General features: G+C 67.3%; 13 protein-coding genes and 1 pseudogene. All 14 read left to right on the top strand.

The genetic code is table 11. The annotated features are described in order from the left end of the window. A partial coding sequence (locus tag AS156_RS44935) for a branched-chain amino acid ABC transporter permease (RefSeq protein WP_245313050.1) occupies positions 1–390 on the top strand: 390 nt, incomplete at its 5' end. A 1-nt stretch (position 391) separates the two neighbouring features. Next, positions 392–1,480: a branched-chain amino acid ABC transporter permease gene (locus AS156_RS25110; RefSeq protein ID WP_066509982.1), complete on the top strand. Its 1,089-nt coding sequence runs from the start codon at positions 392–394 to the stop codon at positions 1,478–1,480. Continuing rightward, positions 1,473–2,255 (top strand): ABC transporter ATP-binding protein, encoded by a 783-nt coding sequence (locus tag AS156_RS25105; RefSeq protein ID WP_066509981.1) that lies wholly within the window; start codon positions 1,473–1,475, stop codon positions 2,253–2,255. The genes AS156_RS25110 and AS156_RS25105 overlap by 8 nt, the downstream gene beginning before the upstream one ends. Continuing rightward, positions 2,248–4,458 (top strand): ABC transporter permease, encoded by a 2,211-nt coding sequence (locus AS156_RS25100; protein WP_066509979.1) that lies wholly within the window; start codon positions 2,248–2,250, stop codon positions 4,456–4,458. Before AS156_RS25105 ends, AS156_RS25100 begins: the two co-directional genes overlap by 8 nt. A 3-nt stretch (positions 4,459–4,461) precedes the next feature. Next, complete coding sequence (locus tag AS156_RS25095) at positions 4,462–5,295, top strand: phosphoenolpyruvate hydrolase family protein (RefSeq protein WP_066509976.1); 834 nt, start codon at positions 4,462–4,464, stop codon at positions 5,293–5,295. A 26-nt stretch (positions 5,296–5,321) separates the two neighbouring features. Continuing rightward, positions 5,322–8,216: a flotillin family protein gene (locus AS156_RS25090; RefSeq protein WP_066509973.1), complete on the top strand. Its 2,895-nt coding sequence runs from the start codon at positions 5,322–5,324 to the stop codon at positions 8,214–8,216. A 9-nt stretch (positions 8,217–8,225) separates the two neighbouring features. After that, a complete protein-coding gene (locus AS156_RS25085; protein ID WP_016847814.1) occupies positions 8,226–8,663 on the top strand; it encodes an SRPBCC family protein in 438 nt (145 codons plus the stop codon). A gap of 218 nt (positions 8,664–8,881) precedes the next feature. Then, positions 8,882–9,325, top strand: a complete 444-nt coding sequence (locus AS156_RS25080) for an SRPBCC family protein (RefSeq protein WP_066509971.1) — start codon at positions 8,882–8,884, stop codon at positions 9,323–9,325. Between the two features lie 15 nt (positions 9,326–9,340). Further along, positions 9,341–10,159 carry an FAD binding domain-containing protein gene (locus AS156_RS25075; RefSeq protein ID WP_066509969.1) on the top strand — a complete coding sequence of 273 codons (819 nt, stop codon included), beginning with the start codon at positions 9,341–9,343 and terminating at the stop codon, positions 10,157–10,159. A gap of 6 nt (positions 10,160–10,165) precedes the next feature. Next, on the top strand, positions 10,166–10,645 hold the full coding sequence (locus AS156_RS25070; protein ID WP_066509961.1) for a (2Fe-2S)-binding protein: 480 nt from the start codon (positions 10,166–10,168) through the stop codon (positions 10,643–10,645). Between the two features lie 12 nt (positions 10,646–10,657). Then, the gene (locus tag AS156_RS25065; protein WP_066509959.1) at positions 10,658–12,229 is read left to right on the top strand and encodes a xanthine dehydrogenase family protein molybdopterin-binding subunit; all 1,572 of its coding nucleotides are present in this window, start codon (positions 10,658–10,660) and stop codon (positions 12,227–12,229) included. 2 nt (positions 12,230–12,231) lie between these two features. Further along, complete coding sequence (locus AS156_RS25060) at positions 12,232–13,254, top strand: xanthine dehydrogenase family protein molybdopterin-binding subunit (RefSeq protein ID WP_066509957.1); 1,023 nt, start codon at positions 12,232–12,234, stop codon at positions 13,252–13,254. A 9-nt stretch (positions 13,255–13,263) separates the two neighbouring features. Next, positions 13,264–14,145: an AAA family ATPase gene (locus AS156_RS25055; protein WP_066509955.1), complete on the top strand. Its 882-nt coding sequence runs from the start codon at positions 13,264–13,266 to the stop codon at positions 14,143–14,145. Next, positions 14,142–14,593, top strand: a pseudogene (locus AS156_RS44930) (hypothetical protein); the annotation flags it as partial. The gene AS156_RS25055 and the pseudogene AS156_RS44930, both read left to right, overlap by 4 nt.

Below are 14,593 nucleotides of genomic sequence, written 5' to 3'. Positions count from 1 at the left end.
CTCGCGCTCAACCGCACGCGGATCGGCATGATCGTGCGCGCCGGCGTCGACGATCGCGATATCCTGGCCGCGACGGGCGTACGGATCCAGCTGGTGTTCGTGCTGGTGTTCGCGCTCGGCGCCGGATTGGCCGGCATCGCCGGCGTGGTCGGCGGAACCTTCCAGTCGCTCTCGCCTGGCGAGGACACGCGCTTCCTGCTCGCCTCGCTCGTGGTGGTGATCGTCGGCGGCATGGGCTCGATCCCGGGAGCCGCGCTCGGCGCCGTCATCATCGGCCTCGCCGAGCAGCTCGGCTCGGTCTACATCCCGACCTACGCCATCGTCGTCACGTTCCTGATCATGGTGCTGGTGCTGGCATTGCGGCCGCAGGGCCTGCTTGCGAGGCGATGAGATGTCGCTATTGCAGAGCACCCAGCTTCGCCCCGATCCGACCGCCGCCTCAGCGGCGCGGCGCGCCTTCATCCGCACATGGCCGGAATTCCAGAACCCGGTGGCCTGGCTGGTCGCGCTGATCCTCGTCATCATGCCGCTGATCGCCAACGGCTTCTTCCTGATCGAGATCTTCGGCACCACGCTGATCCTCGGCATCATCGCGCTCAGCCTGATGTTTCTGGCCGGCTATGGCGGCATGGTCAGCCTGATGCAGCTCACCATCGCGGGCTTTGCCGGCTACATGGTCGCGGTGCTCGGCGTCAGCGGCAACGCCAATATCAGCCTCGGCTGGCCGTGGTGGCTTGCGACGCCAATGGCGCTGGTGCTGGCAACGCTGTTCGGCACGCTCGGCGGCGCGCTCGCGGTGCGCACCGAGGGCATCTACACCATCATGATCACGCTCGCGATCGGCGCGGCCTTCTACTACTTCACCAACCAGAACTGGGCGATCTTCAACGGCCACACCGGCATCAACACCGTCGCGACGCCGCACTTCTGGGGCGTCGACTGGCGCTCCGACATCGCCTTCTACTACGTGACGCTCGGCGTCGCCGCGATCTGCTACTTCGCCGTCCAGTACGTCTCGCGCGCGCCGTTCGGCCTCGCTCTGCAAGGCGTGCGCGACAATTCCCGCCGCATGGCGGCGCTCGGTTTCAATCCCAACGCACACCGGATCGCGGCCTACGCCTTTGCTGCCTTCATCGCCGGACTTGGCGGTGTGCTGCAGGTCTGGAACTACGGGCAGATCTCGCCCGGCTCGGTCAGCGTCGGCGCCTGCATCGACATCCTGATCATCGCCGTGGTTGGTGGCATCACGCGGCCGATCGGCCCGTTCATCGGCGCCCTCATCTTCGTCCTGCTGCGCACCTTTGCGCTCGATTTGCTGGTCAAGCTCGGGCTGGATGGCAACCGCTTCCGGCTGTTGATCGGGCTCGGCTTCCTCGCCATCGTGTTCTGGTCATCCGACGGCGTGATCGGCCTGTGGGAACGCTGGCGCCGCCGCAACGCATCTTCAGCAACACGCTCGCGCGGAGGCCGCCATGGATAGTGTCGCGCAGCGACTGTCCGCGGTCGGCGCCGGCGCGGCCCTGGAACTGCGCGGCGTGACGCGGCTGTTCGGCGCGCTGGCGGCACTGACCGACGTCACCATCACGGTGCGGCCCGGCGAAAGGCGCGCGGTGCTCGGCTCGAACGGCGCCGGCAAGACCACGCTGTTCAACTGCATCACGGGCGACTTCCCACCCTCCTCAGGCACGATCCGCTTCTTCGGCGAGGACATCACCGAATTCCCGCCCTATGAGCGCATCCGCCGGGGCTTACGCCGCACCTACCAGATATCGGCACTCTTCCCCGGCCTTACGGTGCAGGACAACGTCTACCTCGCCTGCCGTGGCGTGTCGCGCGGACGGTTCTCCTTCCTCCGCCCGGGGCAGAACGACGCGCTGATGCACGCGACCGAAACGCTGGTGCAGGCCGTGCACCTTACCGGCGTCAAGGACCAGCGCGTCGCCGAGCTCGCCCACGGCCAGCAGCGCCAGCTCGAAATCGCGCTCGCGCTGGCCGGCGCGCCGCGCTTCATCTTGTTCGACGAGCCGGCCGCGGGATTGTCACCGACCGAGCGGCGCGAGCTGATCGAGATCCTGACCTCGCTGCCGGCGCATATCGGCTACATCATCATCGAGCACGACATGGACGTCGCGCTGCGCGTCGTCGAGAGCGTGACGATGATGCATAATGGCCGCATCTTCAAGGAGGGCCTGCCGCGCGAGATCGAGTCCGATCCCGAGGTGCAGGAGCTTTATCTCGGAGGCGGCCATGAATGACCGCCGCGCCGCGCCCGCGCTCGAGGTGAAGGGCCTCGACGTCTATTACGGACATTCGCATGCGCTGCAGGGCGTCGACCTCACCCTCGACTCCGGGGTGTTCTCGGTGGTCGGCCGCAACGGGATGGGCAAGACCACGCTGTGCAAGGCCATCATGGGCCTGGTGCGCGCCAGCGGCGGCTCAATCCGGATCCGCGGCGAGGAGGTCACGCGGCTGAACCCGGCGCGCATCGCCCGCCTCGGCGTCGGCTATGTGCCGCAGGGCCGCCGCCTGTGGCGCTCGCTCACGGTCGACGAACACCTGCAACTTGCCGGCGGGCTGCGGCGCGGCTCCTGGACCATCGAGCGCATCTACGACACCTTCCCCCGCCTCGCCGAGCGCAAGAACCATGGTGGCAGCCAGCTCTCCGGTGGCGAGCAGCAGATGCTTGCGATCGCGCGCGCGCTGCTGACCAATCCGCATCTGCTGATCATGGACGAGCCGACCGAGGGACTGGCGCCGGTCATCGTTGCCCAGGTCGAGGACATGCTGGTGCGCCTCGGCGACGACGGCGATATCTCCGTGCTGGTCATCGAGCAGAATATCGGCGTGGCAACGGCGGTGTCGCGAAACGTCGCCATCATGGTCAATGGCCGGGTTAACCGCATCATCGACTCCGCGCGCCTCGCCGCCGACCGCGATTTGCAGCAGCGTTTGCTCGGTGTCGGAACCCACGGCACTGATGAGACCGACGTCGAGGCTGCACCGGCGACGGCCGAGACCGCCGGCGCGCCGCAGGCGGAGCGCAAGGGGCCGATGCGCATCTACGTCTCTAACCCCGTGCTGCCGACGCGCTGGTCGCAGCCGGTGCCGATCGCCCGCATCGAAGCGGCCGCAAGGACGCAATCCGCAGGCGTCACGCGGCTCGAAGAGACAACCCGCGCGCGACGCGAACCTGTGGCAGCCAGGACGTCGGGACCGCCTGTCGTGCTCGTGGTCGGCACGCTCGACACCAAGGGCGCCGAGTTGCGCTTCATCCGCGACATCGTCGCCGGCAGCGGCCTGCGCACGCGCCTGGTCGACGTCTCGACCAGCGGAAAGGCGGCGAGCTGCGACGTTACCGCGCAGGAGATCGCGCTGAACCACGGTCGCGGCGGCTCCGGCGTGTTCGGCTCCGATCGCGGCGCCTCGGTGACGGCGATGGCGGAAGCATTCGAGCGCTGGCTGCGCCGTCAGGGCAATGTCGCAGGCGTGATTTCTGCCGGCGGGTCGGGCGGTGCGTCGCTGGTCGCGCCCGGCATGCGGGCGCTTCCGGTCGGCGTGCCGAAACTCATCATCTCCTCGGTGGCGTCCGGCGACGTCGGCCCGTATGTCGGGCCTGCCGACATCACGATGATGTATTCGGTCACCGACGTGCAGGGTCTCAACTCGATCTCGCGCTCCGTGCTCGGCAACGGCGCCAATGCGCTGGTCGGCATGGTCAAGGCTCGCCTCGACGAACAGGCCGGCAAGCAGCGCGACACCGGCGCAAGTCTTCCCGCGATCGGCATCACCATGTTCGGCGTCACCACGCCTGCGGTGCAGAAGATCGCGGCCGATCTGCGCGAGGATTTCGAATGCCTCGTCTTCCATGCCACCGGCGTCGGCGGCCGCTCGATGGAGAAGCTCGTCGAGTCCGGTCAGCTCGCCGGCGTCATCGACCTCACCACGACCGAAGTCTGCGACCTCCTGATGGGCGGCGTGTTCCCGGCGACCGAAGATCGCTTCGGCGCCATCATTCGCGGCCGCATGCCCTATGTCGGCTCGGTCGGCGCGCTGGATATGGTGAACTTCGGCGCGCCCGACACGATCCCCGAGCGCTATCGCCAGCGCAAATTCCACGTCCATAATCCGCAGGTCACCTTGATGCGGACGACGCCCGAAGAGAACGAGCGCATGGGCCGCTGGATCGGCGAGCGGCTCAACCAGATGGACGGGATCGTGCGCTTCTTCCTGCCGGAAGGAGGCGTCTCCGCCCTGGATGCGCCCGGCCAACCGTTCTGGGACCTCGAGGCCGACGCGGCGCTGTTCCGCGCGCTGGAGCGCACCGTACGCCAGACCAGCAACCGGCAGATCATCCGCGTCAAGCGCAACATCAACGATCCCGAGTTCACCGCCGCCATCGTCAGTGCGTTCCGTCCCCTGCTCGGACGCGCCGGCGGACGGCGGAGAGTGGCGAGGTGACCCATGGCCAGGTTTGAACGCGCAGCGCTGTTGAAAAAGTTTCGGGCCATGGTCGCTCGCGGCGAGCCGATCGTCGGCGGCGGCGCCGGCACCGGGCTGTCGGCCAAATGCGAGGAGGCCGGCGGCGTCGACCTGATCGTGATCTACAATTCGGGCCGCTACCGCATGGCCGGCCGCGGCTCGCTTGCCGGGCTGATGCCCTATGGCGACGCCAACGCGATCGTCGTCGAAATGGCCGGCGAGGTGCTGCCGGTCGTCACCAGGACTCCCGTGCTCGCCGGCGTCAACGGTACCGATCCGTTCCGCGACATGGACGTGTTCCTTGACCAGCTCAAGGCGCTCGGCTTTGCCGGCGTGCAGAACTTTCCCACCGTCGGCCTGATCGACGGCATCTTCCGCGCCAACCTCGAAGAAACCGGCATGTCCTATGCGCTCGAGATCGACATGATCGCGAAGGCGCACGACAAGGACATGCTGACCACACCCTACGTGTTCAGCGAGCAGGAAGCCGCCGCGATGGCGATCGCTGGCGCCGACATCATCGTCTGCCACATGGGCCTGACCACCGGCGGCACCATCGGTGCCCAGACCGCGCTGAAGCTGAAGGATTGTCCCGCCCGCATCGAGGCCTGGGCCGAGGCCGCGCTCAGCGTCAATTCCGACATCATCGTGCTCGCGCATGGCGGTCCGATCGCGGACCCGGCGGATGCCGATTTCATCATGAAGAAAACCCGCAACTGCCACGGCTTCTACGGTGCCTCCTCGATGGAGCGCCTGCCGGTGGAGCGGGCGCTGACGGATCAGGTTCGCAAGTTCAAGGCGATCGGCGCCCGCTAGAGGCGCCGTGACCAAGGGAGGAAGAGATGTCGGGGATGCTGGCAGGTGAATTGATCCTCTGGCTCATCGTCGCGATCGTCGCGATCATCATCATCGTTTACGTCGTGAACTGGCTGTATCACCGTTCGTCGAAGGAGGTCTCCTTCGTCCGCACCGGTTTCCTCGGCGAACGCGTGGTGATCAATGGCGGCGCCTTCGTGCTGCCGTTCATCCACGACTACACGCCGGTCAACATGAACGTTCTGCCGATGGGGATCATCCGCTCCAGGCAGGACGCCGTGATCACCCGCGACCGGATGCGCGTCGACATCGAGGCCGACTTCTACGTCCGGGTCCAGCCGACCCGCGAGGCCGTCTCCATCGCGGCCGCCACGCTCGGCCGCCGCACCATGGAGCCCGGGCAACTCCACACCCTGCTCTCCGGCAAGTTCATTTCCGCGATCCGCTCGGTGGCATCCGAGATGACGATGGAGCAGATGCACGAGCAGCGCGGCGACTATGTCGCCCGCGTCAAGGCCAATGCAGCCGAAGCGCTGGCGCAAAACGGCCTCGAGCTCGAATCGGTCGCGATCACCGATCTCGACCAGACCGACCTCGAATACTTCAATCCATCGAACCGGTTCGATGCCGAAGGTCTCACCCGTCTGATGGAGGACATCGAGGCCAAGCGCAAGCTGCGCAACGACATCGAGCAGGACTCGATGATCAAGATCCGCTCCCGCAACCTCGAAGCCGAGCGGCAGGCGCTGGAGATCGAGCGCGAGAGCGAGACCGCCCGCCTCGAGCAGGAGCGCGACATCGAAATGCGCCGCGCCTTGCAACGCACCGAGGTCGCCCGCGAGCGCGCGCTGCGCGAGACCGAGGCCGAACAGGCCCAGATTACCGCCCGCGAAGCCATCGAGAAGGCCCGCATCGCCAACGAGCAGGCCATTACGGAAGCCCGCATCGCCTCCGAACGCGAGACCCGGCAGAAGGAGATCGAGCGGACCCGGGCAGTCGAAGAGAAGGAATTGCTGGCTCGCGAGGAAATCGAGAAAGCGCGGATCGCCAATCAGCGCTCGGTCGACACCACGCGCATCGCCTCCGAGCGCGAGGTTCGCCAGCGCGAGATCGAGCGCATGCGCACGGTCGAGGAAGCCGAGATCGCGGCCCGCGAGGCGATCGAGAAGGCGCGTATCCAGCAGGACCGCGTGGTGACCGACGCGCGCATCGCCAATGAGGAGGAAACCCGCCGGCGCGAGATCGAGCGCACCCGCGCGGTCGACGAGGCCGAGATCGCGGCGCGCGAGGCCACCGAGAAGGCACGCATCGCCCAGACCATGACGGTCAATGTCGAGCGCATCTCCTCCGACGAGCGGACCCGCGCGCTGGAGATCCAGCAGGTGCGCACAATCCAGGAAGCGGAAATCGAGGCGCAGAAGGCCGTCGAGGCCGCGCGCATTGCCCGCGAGAAGATGCTCGCCGCCGAACGCATCGCGGCCGACCACACCACGCGCAAGCTCGAGATCGAGCGCAACCAGGCGATCGAGATCGCAGGAATCAGCGCGCGTGATGCCACCGAAGCCTCCCGCATCGCACAGGAGGAGCACGTCCGGGGACTCGAGATCGCACGTACCCGCGCGATCGAGGAAGCCGACATCGCCTCGCGCGAGGCGATCGAGGCGGCGCGGATTTCGCAGGAGAAGTCCGTCGCGGCGCAACGCATCCGCGCCGAGCGGGAGACCCGCGGGCTCGAGATCGAGCGCACCGAGGCGATCGAGGCCGCCGAGCTGAAGCGCCGCGACGCGATCGAGCGCCAACGCATCGATGTCGAGCTGGCGCTGGAGAGCGAACGGATCGCCTCCTCGCGGACCCGCGAGGTACTCAACATCGACCAAAAGAAAGCCATCGAGCTCGCCGACGAGGAGCGCGTGATCGCGCTCGCCGCCAAGCGCTCCGAGCGCATCGACGCCGACCGGCACGTCAGGCAGGCCGAGATCACGGCCCGCAAGGAGGTCGAGACGACCGACGTCTCCCGCGAGCAGGCGCTGGAAGCGGCGCGGATCGCGCGGCGCCGCGCCATCGAGCAGCTCGAAGTCGCCCGCAATCAGTCGCTGCAGGAAGCCGAGATCGCCGCGCGCGAGGAGGTCGAACGCGCCCGGATCGCTTCCGACCGCGGCCTCGACGAGGCCCGGATCGGCCGCGAGCGCGAGCTGCGCAAGCTCGAGGTCAACAGGGAGAAGGACGTCGAGACCGCGTTGATGGAAAAGGCCATCGCGCTGCATCAGAAGTCGCTGGAAGAATCCGCGGCGCGGGCCGCGGCCGAGGATGCACGGATGCGCGCGACGGAGGCGGCCGAGCGCGTCGTCACTGCCCGTGAAAGCGAGATTGCGAAGCGGCGCAAGACGGTCGAGGTGCTGCTCGCCGAGAAGCAGGCCGAGGAGACGCGGATCGCGGCCGAAGCCGAACGCGTCCGCGCCGCGGTCGAGGCCGAGGCGCAACGCCTGCTCAACGAAGCCGAGAATGTGCTCACCGACCAGGCCCGCTACTCGCTGTTCCGCCGCAAGTTGCTCGACCGGATCGAGGGCATCGTGCGCGAGAGCGTCAAGCCGATGGAGAAGATCGAGGGCATCCGCATCCTCCAGGTCGACGGCCTCAACGGTAACGGCCAGGGCAACGGCGCCGGCCGCAGCGCCACCGACGAGGTGATCGACTCCGCGCTGCGCTACCGCGTCCAGGCGCCGCTGATCGACTCGATCCTGTCCGATATCGGTGTCGAGGGCGGCAGCCTGGCGAAAATGCCGGGCCTGATCCGGGAGGCCCGCGACATGCAGGGCATCAAGGACTCGACACGCAAGAGCGGTGGCGACGCCAAGCAGGTAGCGCCGGACGGCGGCGGTGAACCGGCGCGCCCTGAGCGCACGCCACGCAAGAAGGACTGAGCTCACGTCATGGCAAGGGTCTATGTCTCCACCGTCGTCAACGCCCGCAACGATCGCGTCTGGGCCCGCGTGCGCGACTTCAATGGCTTGCCGAACTGGCATCCCGCGATCGCGGAGAGCCGGATCGAGGGCGGCGAGCCCTCCGACAAGATCGGCTGTGTCAGAGACTTCCGACTGCGCAATGGCGACCGTATCAGGGAGAAGCTGCTCGGACTGTCGGACTACGACATGTTTTGCACCTACTCGATCCTGGAATCGCCGATGGGCGTCGAGAACTACGTCGCCACCCTTCGGCTCACGCCAGTCACTGATGGCGACCAGACCTTCCTGGAATGGACCGCCGAGTTCGACTGCGCGCCGGAACGCGAGGCGGAGCTCGTCAACAACATTGGCGGCGGCGTGTTCCAGGGCGGCTTTGACGCGCTGAAGCGGGCATTCGGGGGCTAACGGATGCATGGGTTAAGATTTGGAGCCACACTGACGGTCCACCTCTCCCCCTGTGGGAGAGGTCGGATCGCATCGCAAGACGCGATCCGGGTGAGGGGTTGCGGACCCTCGTGGGACCTGAGCCCCCTCACCCGGAGCTGCGCGCCGACCTCTCCCCGTTGGGGAGAGATGCAGTTCGCGGAACGATCCATCAAAACCACAGAGATCGGATTGTAGCCGTGCCGCATATCGTCAAGAGCACGATCCTGGATGCGCCGACCGATACGGCATGGACCGTGCTGCGCGATTTCAACGGCCATGACCGCTGGCACCCGGCGGTCGCAACAAGCGCCATCGAGCGCGCGCAGCCATCCGACAAGATCGGCTGCGTCAGGCGGTTCAAGCTGAAGGATGGTTCCGAGTTGCGCGAGCAATTGCTGGCGCTGTCCGATCTCGAGCAGAGCTTCAGCTACTGCCTGCTCGATACGCCGCTTCCGATGTTCAACTACGTCGCGCATGTCCGCCTGCTGCCGGTCACCGACGGCGACCGCACCTTTTGGCACTGGGAATCGCGATTCACGACGCGGCCGGAAGACAAGGACCGCATCACGCATATGGTTGCGGAAGACATCTACCAGGCGGGATTCGAGGCGATCCGCCGGCATTTGAAGGAGGCCGCGTAAGCGGAGAAAGACATCATGCCAGTCACGGTGAAGACCTTCACCAGCACGAGCGATGCGGCGGCGGCGCTCTCCTCCGACCGAAGCGCACGCTATCTCGGCGGCGGCACGTTGGTGATGCGGGCGTTGAACGAGGGCGACATCTCGATCTCGACCGTCGTTCGCGCCAGCGATCAGGCCATGACGCGGATCGACGCCACCGGCTCGCGCACCATACTCGGCGCAGGCGTCACCTTCGCGCGCATCCTGGCCGAGCGCGACCTCGCCTTCCTGCACGCCCCTGCCCGCTCGATCGGCGGCCCGGCGGTGCGCAACATGGGCACGGTCGGCGGAAATCTGTTCGCGCCGGTGCCGTATGGCGACTTCACGGTCGCGATGCTGGCGCTCGACGCGATGGTGTCGGTGCAAGGCGGCCTCGGCGGACGCGAAATCCCGATCGACGAGTTCCTGCAGTCGCGCGACCGCCAGACCGGTGCGCTGGTGCTGGCGATCTCCTTTGCCAAGCCCGGCAGCGCAGATGCTTTCCGCTATCGCAAGGTCGCGCGGATCAAGCCCAAGGGTGGCGCCGTCATCACGCTGGCGACGCACCTCCCGATGAATGGCAGCCGCATCGTCGGCGCACGCATTGCGCTCGGCTCGATGGCGCCGACGCCGATCCGCGCCCGCGCGGCCGAACGCGCGCTGGAAGGTCGGTCGCTCGACACGTCCACGATTAACGCCGCCGCGGCGGCCGCCGTCGAGGGAACCTTGCCCGGCGACAATGCGCTCGCCAGCGCCTGGTATCGCCGCGAGATCGTCGGCGTGCATCTGCGGCGCCTGTTGTCCGGTCAGGAATAGATCGTCATGGCCAAGACTGCTCTTCAATTTCGCCACAACGGTCGCGACGTCGCGATGTTCGTCGACGGCGGCACCAACCTCCTGGTCGCGTTGCGCGAGCTGATCGGCGACATGACGCCGAAATTCGGCTGCGGCCAAGGCGGCTGCGGCACCTGCAGCGTGCTGATCGACGGCGAGCTGCACCTTTCCTGCCTGACGCTTGCCGAGACCGTCGCCGGCCGTTCGGTCGAGACACTTGACGGCATGAAGGACGGCCCCGATCTGCACCCACTGCAGCGCGCCTTCGCCGACAATTTCGCCGCCCAGTGCGGCTATTGCACGCCGGGCATGCTGATGGCCGCCAAGGCGCTGCTCGACCGCAATCCGCAGCCGAGCCGCGCGGAGGTCGTCGAAGCTATCTCCGGCAACATCTGCCGCTGTACCGGCTATGAGCCGATCATCAACGCCGTGCTATCAGCCGCATCCGGCGGCCGGGCCCGCGCGTAAGGGAACAGTGCCATGCTGGAATTGCGCAAGGACATCTTCGCCGACGAGCGCGACGACAATCTGAAGGAAATCGGCAAGGGCACGCAACGCCAGGACATGCTCGGCCATGTCACCGGCACCTCACCCTATTTCGACGATCACAAGCTGCAGGGCATGCTGCATCTGAAAGTGGTGCGCAGCGCGCATTCGCATGCGCGGCTGCGACGCGTCGACACCTCGGAGGCCGAGCGGTCGCAAGGGGTACGGCGGGTCATCCGCGGCTCCGACGTCCCACGTAATCTCAACACGCTGCTCAGCCTGATCAATTTCGGCAAGGACGACGAGCCGTCGCTCGCGGTCGACAAGGTACGCTACAAGGGCGAACCCATCGTCGCCATCGTCGCCGACAGCCCGCGCGAGGCCCATGAGGCCATCGCCAAGGTCAAGATCGACTATGAACCGTTGCCGGCGGTGTTCGATGTCGAGGACGCGCTGAAGCCGGGCGCGCCCGTGGTCAACGAGGTCTATCCCAAGAACACCTTCACCTATCACGAGACCTATGATCGCCAGCAGCTCCGCTTCGGTGACGCCGACCGTGCGCTTGCCTCCGCCGACCATGTGCTGGAGCAGCGCTACCAGATGTCGCCGATCGAGCACGCGCCGACCGAAACCAACGGCTCGATCGCCGCGCCCGACACCAACGGCCGCTACCTCGTCTACACCTCGACCCAGGCGTTGTTCTTCTCGGTCGACACTTGCGCCAAGATCCTCGACGTGCCCTCGAACACCTTCCACTTCATCGGCGGCACCGTGGGCGGCGGCTTCGGCGGCAAGGTCGATACGCTGACCGAACCACTCTGCATCCTGGGCGCGATGCTGACCGGGCGCCCGGTGCGCTACGTATTCGGCCGCGAGGAGGAGATGCAGTACGGCCCGCCGCGCGGCGCCGAGCGCATCTACATCAAGGACGGCGTGATGCACGACGGCCGAGTCGTGGCCCGCAAGGTGCGTGCCTATTTCGACAGCGGCGCCTATACACGGCTGTCGAGCTACGCCGCCGTGAAATGCGCGGCGCATCTGCCCGGTCCCTACACGATCCCGAATGTCCATGGTGACGTCTATTGCGTCTTCACCAACCGCACACCGGCGACCGCGATGCGCGGCTTCGGCGTCACGGCGATGGACTTCGCCATCGAATGCCAGATGGACAAGCTCGCTCATCTCGTCGGCATGGACCCCATGGAGTTCCGGATCCTCAACGCGTATCGCGACGGCGACATGAAGGCGCACCGGCGCGAGGCCAAGAACACGGCGCTGATCGAATGCGTGCAGGTCGCCGCGGAGAAGGCCAAATGGCCGATCCGCGACGAGTTCAAGCGCATGTCGTCGCGCAAGGACGGCGGCGGCGTTCGCGCAGCGGTCACGCCGACCCCGCGCGAAACGCATACGCCGCCGACCACACCGTCCCAGCAGCGCACGACGTATGACCGCGCACCGGCCGCAACCCGCGAGCCGCCGCCATCGCCGCCCCCGCCGCCGCGGCCGGCAGCACCGTCGCACGGCGCGACCCGTTTCTCGTCCGTGTTCGGCACCAGGAGGCGTTGATCATGGCTAGGCATCGCGGACGCGGCATCGCGTCGGTCAATTATCCCGTCGGCATGAATCTCGGCGGCGACCCGAGCCAGGCGCTGGTGCATTCCAATCCCAGCGGCAAGTTCACGGTCGCGCTGTCCTCGATCGATCTCGGCCAGGGCATGAAGTCGGTGACACGGCAGATCTGCGCCGAGACGCTCGGCGTGCCGGTCGAGGATGTCTATGTCGACACCGCCGATTCCGATACCGGCCCGCACTGCATGGGCTCGTTCGCTTCGCGCGGCACGCATCGCGTCGGCAACGCCGTAATGGCGGCAGCACGCGAGGCCCGTGGCGTGATGATGGAGGCGGCGGCCGAGGAACTGGAGGTGAACGCGACCGACCTCGAGACTGACGGCCGCGGCAACATCCACGTCAAGGGCGCGCCGCATCGCTCGATCTCGACCAAGGATGTCGCGATCGCGGCGCAGTTCAAGCAGGGCAAGACGATCTCGGGCCGCGGCATCTTCCTGGTGCCGCTCTCCGACGTCGACCCCGAGACCGGCGAGATGTCGCCGGCGACATGCTATGCCCATGCCTGTCTCGTCGCCGAGGTCGAGGTCGACGACGAGACCGGCGAGGTTGCGATGGTGCGCATGGACTCTGCCTATGAGCTCGGCCGCGCGCTCAATCCGCGCCTTGTCGAGCAGCAGCTCGTCGGCGGTGCCTGGATGGGCGTCAGCCACGCGCTCTACGAAACGCCGGAGCCTTACTACCCCGATCCAGGCCACGGGCCGCGCGACTTCGTCGAATATCTGATGCCGGGCCCCGGCGACATCTGCCCGCACGATATCGCGGTGCTGGAGCGCCCGGCGCCCGACGGCCCGTTCGGCGCCAAGGGGCCGGGCGAGATGTGCGCCAATCCCGTGCTGCCCGCGATCGCGAACGCGATCTTCAACGCCGTCGGCGTGCGGATCGACGATCTGCCGATCACGCCGGAGAAGGTGCTGCGCGCGATCAAGGCCCAGGGCGGCGCGCGGCCGCAGCCGCGACGCTGAGGTCTTCGCATGCCGGTCCGCAGCAACATCGTCGGCATCGACAGCCCCGAGGCGCTGGAGAAGGCGCTGCGCGCGGCCTATTACCTTGCCGATGATGGCATCGCGACCGCCTCCTACCTTTCGCTCGCGCTGGGCAAGCCGCTGCTGCTCGAGGGCGCGCCCGGTGTCGGCAAGACCGAGGCGGCGAAAGCGATCGCCGCCGTGCTCGGCCGCAAGCTGATCCGCCTGCAATGCTATGAGGGCATCGACGCCGCCGCCGCGCTCTATGAGTGGAACTATCCACGCCAGATGCTGGCGATCCGGCAGGCCGGCGAGGAGAGCATCGACATCTATGGCGAGTCGTTCCTGATCGAAAGGCCAATGCTCGCCGCATTGCGCGCGCCGGACGCGACGGTGCTGCTGATCGACGAAATCGATCGCGCCGACCAGGAGTTCGAGGCCTTCCTGCTCGAATTCCTCTCCGACTTCCAGATCTCGATCCCCGAGCGCGGCACCATCCGCGCCGCCGAGCATCCCGTCGTCGTGCTGACCTCCAACCGGACGCGCGACCTGCACGAGGCGTTGCGGCGGCGCTGCGTCTATCACTGGATCGACTATCCGAATGCCGAGCGCGAGTCGCGCATCGTGATGATGCGGGCTTCCAGCGTGGCCGAGGCCACGGCCCGCGCCGTCGTCGCCGCGGTCGGCAAGCTCCGCCGCGAGCCGCTGAGCAAGGCTCCCGGCATTGCCGAGGCTGTCGACTGGGCCGAGGCCGCGACCTTGCTGCACAAGGGCGGCGCCCGCTGGCCGGATGCGTTCAAGCGCTCGATCGGTGTTGCGCTGAAGGACGAGGAGGACCTTCACTTCATCTCCCCGCGCCTCGATGCATTGATCGCGGAGGCGGCCGCGTGAGTGGTGACCTCCAGCTGCCGCGTGCCGCGCAGATCTTCGTCTCCTTTGTCGCCCTGCTGCGCGCCAACGGCTTCTCCGTCGCGCCGGAGCAAACGACCAGCTTCGTGGCTGCGATCGAATTGCTCGGGCCGCGCAGCATGGAGCACATCCGCCACGCCGGACTTGCGACGCTGGCACCGCCGCCCGAGCGGCGCGCGACATATGACCGCCTGTTCGACATCCATTTCCGCGGCGCAGAGCCGATCGAGCAGGCGGAGGGCGAGGACGATGAGACCGTCCGCCTGCGAGAGGAAGGCCGCGGCCAGGACGAGCCGCCGCTCGCCGACGAAGCCAACGAGTCCGGCCTCGCCGCTGCGCGGGTCGAAGCGTTGGTCGAGCGACGCTTCGCCCAGACCTCGACCAGCGATCCGCTGCGGCGACTGTCGCGCGAGGCGGCACGGCGGCTGCC

Origin of the sequence: Bradyrhizobium macuxiense, assembly GCF_001542415.1 — a bacterium.
Taxonomy (GTDB): Bacteria; Pseudomonadota; Alphaproteobacteria; order Rhizobiales; family Xanthobacteraceae; genus Bradyrhizobium; species Bradyrhizobium macuxiense.
Note: the sequence above shows the minus strand (reverse complement) of the source record. Positions and strands in the feature narration are given on the sequence as shown.

Coding starts and splice junctions, on each gene's coding strand:
- AS156_RS25110 (WP_066509982.1), top strand. CDS start 392: ATGTCGCTATTGCAGAGCACCCAGCTTCGCCCCGATCCGACCGCCGCC.
- AS156_RS25105 (WP_066509981.1), top strand. CDS start 1,473: ATGGATAGTGTCGCGCAGCGACTGTCCGCGGTCGGCGCCGGCGCGGCC.
- AS156_RS25100 (WP_066509979.1), top strand. CDS start 2,248: ATGAATGACCGCCGCGCCGCGCCCGCGCTCGAGGTGAAGGGCCTCGAC.
- AS156_RS25095 (WP_066509976.1), top strand. CDS start 4,462: ATGGCCAGGTTTGAACGCGCAGCGCTGTTGAAAAAGTTTCGGGCCATG.
- AS156_RS25090 (WP_066509973.1), top strand. CDS start 5,322: ATGTCGGGGATGCTGGCAGGTGAATTGATCCTCTGGCTCATCGTCGCG.
- AS156_RS25085 (WP_016847814.1), top strand. CDS start 8,226: ATGGCAAGGGTCTATGTCTCCACCGTCGTCAACGCCCGCAACGATCGC.
- AS156_RS25075 (WP_066509969.1), top strand. CDS start 9,341: ATGCCAGTCACGGTGAAGACCTTCACCAGCACGAGCGATGCGGCGGCG.
- AS156_RS25070 (WP_066509961.1), top strand. CDS start 10,166: ATGGCCAAGACTGCTCTTCAATTTCGCCACAACGGTCGCGACGTCGCG.
- AS156_RS25065 (WP_066509959.1), top strand. CDS start 10,658: ATGCTGGAATTGCGCAAGGACATCTTCGCCGACGAGCGCGACGACAAT.
- AS156_RS25060 (WP_066509957.1), top strand. CDS start 12,232: ATGGCTAGGCATCGCGGACGCGGCATCGCGTCGGTCAATTATCCCGTC.
- AS156_RS25055 (WP_066509955.1), top strand. CDS start 13,264: ATGCCGGTCCGCAGCAACATCGTCGGCATCGACAGCCCCGAGGCGCTG.